The 1139-nt window shown below is 79.0% G+C and carries 1 pseudogene; it reads right to left on the bottom strand.

Annotation, left to right across the window (positions count from 1 at the left end):
- Positions 1-1139: pseudogene (locus AADR41_RS42115) on the bottom strand (hypothetical protein); the annotation flags it as partial.

Below are 1139 nucleotides of genomic sequence, written 5' to 3' on the forward strand. Positions count from 1 at the left end.
CCCGCGTCCTCCCCGGACCGCCGGGCGGGGGCCACGTCGCGCCGTGCCCCCGGATCACCACCGCCGAACCCGACGGGGCGAGGGCGATGCGCGCGCTCCACGGGCCGGCCGGTTCCTGCTGGTGGTCCACGAGGGCGACGAGCGTGACGCTCTCGCCTGCGGCGAGGGTGCCCGAGTAGCTGCTCAACCGCACCCAGGACACGTCGGCGCGGGCCGACCAGGCGACCGGCGCGCCGCCCGACGCGGTCAGCCGGATCAGGGTCCGGCCGCCGGACGAGCGGGCCTCGACGGTGAGCCCGCCGACGCCGTCCCGGCCCGGACCCGAGCCGATCACCTCCGCAGAGACGTCCGGAGCACGGCCGTCGTCGAAGCGGGCACCGGGCTGGGGCCGGGCGTTGCCCGCGTTCTCGTAGTGGCCTTCCGCTCCGTCGTCGAGCTCGTGCCGGGCGTCGCTCTCGGTGGCGGTGACCGACGAGCCCTCATGGCCCTCACCGGTCAGCGGCGCGCCCCGGTACGCGGTCCACAGCGCGATCACCGGGGCGGCCACGACCGTCGCCACCACCGTCGTCGTCACGACCCTGGCCCTCAGCCGGTCCCGGCGCGCGGCGTGGTCCTTCGGGTCCATGGGGAAGCCCGCCCGGTCGAAGCGCGGGCCGCCGGAGCGGTTCCGCCGGGCGTGGACCATCGCGACGTACGCCGACGGCCGGGGCGCCTCGACGACCGGCAGCGCGGCGGCCGCGGTGACCGCGGCGCCGGGCCAGGGGCCCTCCGCACCGGCCCGTTCGGCGGCCCTGCGGCAGCGGGGGCAGTCGTCGACGTGGCGGACGAGTTCGCGGCGCAGGGCGGCGGAGAGCAGGGCGCGTCCGCCGGTGAGCCGGGCGACGGTGGGGCAGTTGCCGGTCTCCACGACGGCGAGGGCGGCGCGGGTGCGCTCCACCTCGCAGGCGGCGGCGGCCAGCAGCTCACGGGCGGTCGCCGGTTCGAGGCCCAGGACGGAGGCGACGGCGCGCGGGGCGAGGCGGTGGCGTACGGCGAGTTCGAGCGCCTCGCGCTGCTCGGGGGTGGTGCCCGCGGCCTCGGGCCAGGCCAGCTGGGCCAGTTCGCGGCGGTGCGCCTCGGCGGCGGCCTCGGTCCCGGGG

It is taken from the genome of Streptomyces sp. CLV115 (assembly GCF_038448545.1).
GTDB classification, from domain to species: domain Bacteria; phylum Actinomycetota; class Actinomycetes; order Streptomycetales; family Streptomycetaceae; genus Streptomyces; species Streptomyces sanglieri.